We start from the raw sequence: 4,276 nt of genomic DNA on the forward strand, positions 1-4,276 counted from the left end.
GGACTAGTGTTAACTGGCAACCTTTATCCAAGCATAAAAGTTTTGCCGAAAGCAGACGACCTATCTGTCCCCGTAATTTTAGTCCCCGATGACACATACACTACTCTTCAAAAAATCAGGAATATTGTCGGGAAGATTAAACCTGAAGATCACGCGAGAATCGATCGAGCGAAGAGCCTAGTAATGGAGAATGTGGATTGGCGCAGGATCTTGGAGATGTGGAATTAGGATCAAGTTTTACAGTTTGGTGAACGAATATTGCCCATCAGGCAACCGATTGTCTGCGTCCTAGGGCACGTTGACAGTGGCAAGACTCTTCTTTTAGACAGTATCCGAAAAAGCAGCGTGCAAGCTAGGGAAGCAGGAGGTATGACTCAGCATATTGGCGCAAGCTTCTTCCCGCTTGAGACTTTGAGGGAGATAGCGGGTCCACTGCTACGTAAACTAGGTGGGGAAATAAAGATTCCCGGGCTTCTGGTGATTGATACGCCTGGCCATGAAGCTTTCGCTAATCTTCGACGCAGGGGTGGTAGCGTCGCGGACATAGCAATACTCGTTATTGATGTTCTGAAAGGATTTGAGTTACAGACATATGAATGCTTGGAGATATTGAAGTCGAGGAAAACGCCGTTTCTTGTCGCCGCTAACAAGATTGATCGAATTCCAGGATGGAAACCCCAAACGACGACCTCATTCATCGAATCTTATAGGGCTCAAGATCCCCATGTTAGGCAAAGTTTAGACGAACATCTGTATGCTATCATGGGAAAGTTTTCGGAGCACGGTTTCAGAGCTGATAGGTTTGATAAGATATCAGATTTCACGCGAACGGTTGCTATTATCCCTACAAGCGCGAAGACGGGAGAAGGCATAACGGAACTCGTCGCTGTTCTAGCAGGTTTAACTCAACAGTTCTTGAAGGATAGGCTCCAGGTCACAGAAGGTCCAGCTAAAGGCACAATACTCGAGGTTAAAGAAGAAGTAGGCTTAGGTATAACGGTCAACGCGGTCATTTATGATGGAATAATAAGAAAGGACGACATAATAGTCTTGGGCGGTAGGGAAACCCCGATAGTCACAAATGTTAGAGCACTGCTGCTGCCAAAACCCCTAGACGAGATCAGGGATCCGCGAGACAGGTTCTCAATTGTTTATGAGGTCTCAGCCGCTGCTGGCGTGAAAATAGTTGCACCCAGCTTGGATGGCGCAATTGCAGGCGCTCCGATCCTCGTAGTCCCCGAAAAAGATAAGGTTGACGACTACCTAAAGGAAGTTTCAGAAGAGGTTGAAAAGATTCGTATATCGACAGAGATCGACGGCGTCATCCTAAAAACTGATACACTCGGCTCACTAGAAGCAATAGCTGAGAACCTGAGAAACCACGGTGTCCCAATTAGATTGGCTGATGTTGGCGATGTTTCGAAGAGGGAGGTCACAGAAGCAGCCATAGTGAAGGATAAGGAACCATTGTATGGTGTCATCCTAGCCTTCAATGTGAAAGTTTTGCCCGATGCTGAGCAAGAAGCCCAGAATAAAAAAATCCCTGTCTTCAAATCCAACATCATCTACCACCTGATAGATGAATATTTAAGTTGGATGAAACAGGAGAGAGAAGCGCAAGAGGCGGCTGAGTTTGGGAAACTTGAGAAGCCGGCGAAGATAAAGGTCTTACCTGGATATGTTTTTCGAAGGGCTAAGCCAGCAATCATCGGAATAGAGGTTCTCGCAGGTAAAATTAGGCCGAAAATTCGCCTCATCACAGTAGAAGGTAGAGAAATAGGGGAGATTCTACAAATACAGGAGAAGGGAGAAGCGATATCCATTGCTGAAGCTGGAAAGCAAGTGGCCATATCAATTGATAAACCTGTCGTTGGACGGCACTTCGATGAAGGTGACGTGCTATATACTAACGTTCCCGAAACTCATGCCAGAATACTTCTCTCAAAATTTCAGGATAGGTTGGATCCCATAGAGATTGAAACGCTTAAAGAGATTATTGAAATAATGAGAAAAAGATCGCCGTTTTAGGTATACATTCGAGATACAGTAAATATGGAGGTTTTTAGGGGAATAGTTTAAGCTGATCAAATGAATTTCTAGGGCTGCATAACTTTTATGGAATTCCGGTCGACTTCGCCGCTCAGATCTATCATCCTCTTGGATAGAGCGGTCTGATTCTCCCCCACTGCAATGTCTTTAGAGTTTGCGCCACCGATCCTAACAAAAGATTCTACTTCACTGTATAATGAGCATCCTCTGATAATCGCATGTTTAACGTCTCTCAATTCGATTGCCGGATAGGAGTAAGCGGCGGTTTTAATGCTAACACCTTCGATTTTCACGCCTTCGCTAAATTCCAATTTTAACGTTGCATCATTCTCGACACCTATTATTTTGACATTGTTGAATTCGAGTCCTCTCACATTTCGGCAATAGAAGCCGCTGCAAATCATTTTTGGCAGCCCCCTGATCATAGCTGGCTGGGCGCCTTGAAATGTCGGATCCTTTCCCATCGAAATTATCACGTTGCTTAGGACTATGTCCTCTATTGGCATTTCTGGCAGCCCGTATAGAAATCCGGCTGCAGCACTGCACTCTTGAGCGGTGATATTGCTTAAATATATTTTTCTGACAGAGGGAGTTCCCCCAGTTATGGGGAGAGGCGAATTATCTGATGGGAGTGGCGTAGCATAAAACATGTTGACGACGAAAGGACAAAAAACCTTGTTCATAAGAACATTGTTAACCCTTATGTTTTCAACAGTGCCACCGCGCCCTCTGCGAGTCTTTATCCTGACCCCTCTATCTGTATTGTTGAAGATGCAGTTTGAGACGACAACATTTCGGATACTGCCTGAGGTCTCGCTTCCCATAACGACGCCGCCGTGACCATGTATCATGATACAGTTTGTGATGGAAATATTCTCAGATGGTTTATCTGCTCTGTAAGGCTCCAACTCTGTTCCCGCCTTAATCGCAATGCAGTCGTCGCCGACATCAATGTAACAATTGGAAATCCGCACATTTCGGCAAGAGTCCGGGTTTATGCCGTCAGTGTTTGGAGAATTAGGCGGGTTTATAATCCTCAAATTTTCTATGGTAACGTCGTTGCACACGAAGGGATGCACAGTCCAGAAAGGCGAATTCTTCAAGGTTAAGTCTCGAATTGTAACGTTTGTACATCTCTTCAAGTCTATCAATTTAGGTCTTCCATGTGATAATTGACCCTTCCAATGGAGTTCCCACCATCTCCTACCCTGACCATCAATTGTTCCTCTGCCTACAATTGCGATGTTTTCCGCGTCCTCGGCATGTATTAATCCAGTTATAGTCAGTTTTGACCCGTTAATCGTCTCCTCTTTGACCAGTAAATAGTCATTTGGATCCTCACTTCCGAGGATGGTTGCTCCGGAACATATTTCGAGTGTTACATTGCTCCCCAGAATTATTGCTCCAGTTAGATATTTTCCTGAAGGAAAATATATGATTCCGCCGCCCTGCTTTACACAGGATTCAACAGCGCTTCTGATAGGTTCAGTATCATTTGATTTTCCATCTCCAACGGCTCCATACTCAACGACATTAAATATAGATTGATTCTTCAACAGATTCACCCATCCCTCTAATTTATGGAGTACTGGCTATCAAATTCTTCTAAAGAAGATTTTTAAATTTTAACTATTCATGGCAACGACGTAAATCATTCCGATCCCAATAGGTCCTTCGTTCCCACTATGTCTTCGTCTTATTCGCTTCCAACTATTCTAAGCAAATCCTCAGCGCCTTCAGCATAGCCTGAAGCTATAAGAATATCCCCTGGACTGATTATTGTATCGGATTTTGGGCGTAACCACTTCTCTCCTCTCTTAATTACTAATATCCACATACCAGTTTCCTCCGGAATCTTTGCCTCCCTTAGAGTCTTACCTGCAAGAGGCGAGTCTTTTGTAACCTTAACCCTTTTAACGGTCTCCTCCGCTTCATCTATCACCAAACTCAGTACGGGATGAGGCTTTAATCCTCTCAAAACGACTTCTGCTATCTTTGCGGCTGCATCCGCTATCTTCTCAGTTACGACCCCTAAACGAATCAGCCCAAGAAAGTCCCTCGACTCTTCTGGTCTTGTAATATTTTCCAGCACCAAAAACTCAAATTCAGTATGGAGATTATCCATGTGCTCCTCAAGCTTTTGAACTTCCTCGGCTAATTCCGGGCTATTTAGGATAAGTGAGGAATAGGCAAGGTCTATCATGAGTTCGCATGTATCCTTCAATTC

4 protein-coding genes are annotated in these 4,276 nt (G+C 44.4%); 2 read left to right on the forward strand and 2 right to left on the reverse strand.

The window, feature by feature from the left end; all coding sequences use genetic code 11:
* Together NZ952_06520 and infB are read left to right on the forward strand one after the other, a co-directional pair.
* The coding region (locus NZ952_06520) for a DRTGG domain-containing protein (GenBank protein MCS7120835.1) at positions 1 to 228 on the forward strand (228 nt) is incomplete at its 5' end.
* Positions 229 to 258: 30 nt separating this feature from the next.
* Positions 259 to 2,028: a translation initiation factor IF-2 gene (infB, locus tag NZ952_06525; protein MCS7120836.1), complete on the forward strand. Its 1,770-nt coding sequence runs from the start codon at positions 259 to 261 to the stop codon at positions 2,026 to 2,028.
* A 68-nt stretch (positions 2,029 to 2,096) separates the two neighbouring features.
* Here the strand turns inward: infB and NZ952_06530 are convergent, their stop codons facing one another.
* Together NZ952_06530 and NZ952_06535 are read right to left on the reverse strand one after the other, a co-directional pair.
* Complete coding sequence (locus NZ952_06530; protein ID MCS7120837.1) at positions 2,097 to 3,605, reverse strand: glycoside hydrolase family 28 protein; 1,509 nt, start codon at positions 3,603 to 3,605, stop codon at positions 2,097 to 2,099.
* A 140-nt stretch (positions 3,606 to 3,745) separates the two neighbouring features.
* Positions 3,746 to 4,276: PhoU family transcriptional regulator (locus NZ952_06535; protein MCS7120838.1), on the reverse strand; the 531-nt coding region annotated here is incomplete at its 5' end.

This window comes from Candidatus Bathyarchaeota archaeon (assembly GCA_025059045.1).
Lineage (GTDB): Archaea > Thermoproteota > Bathyarchaeia > Bathyarchaeales > DTEX01 > JANXEA01.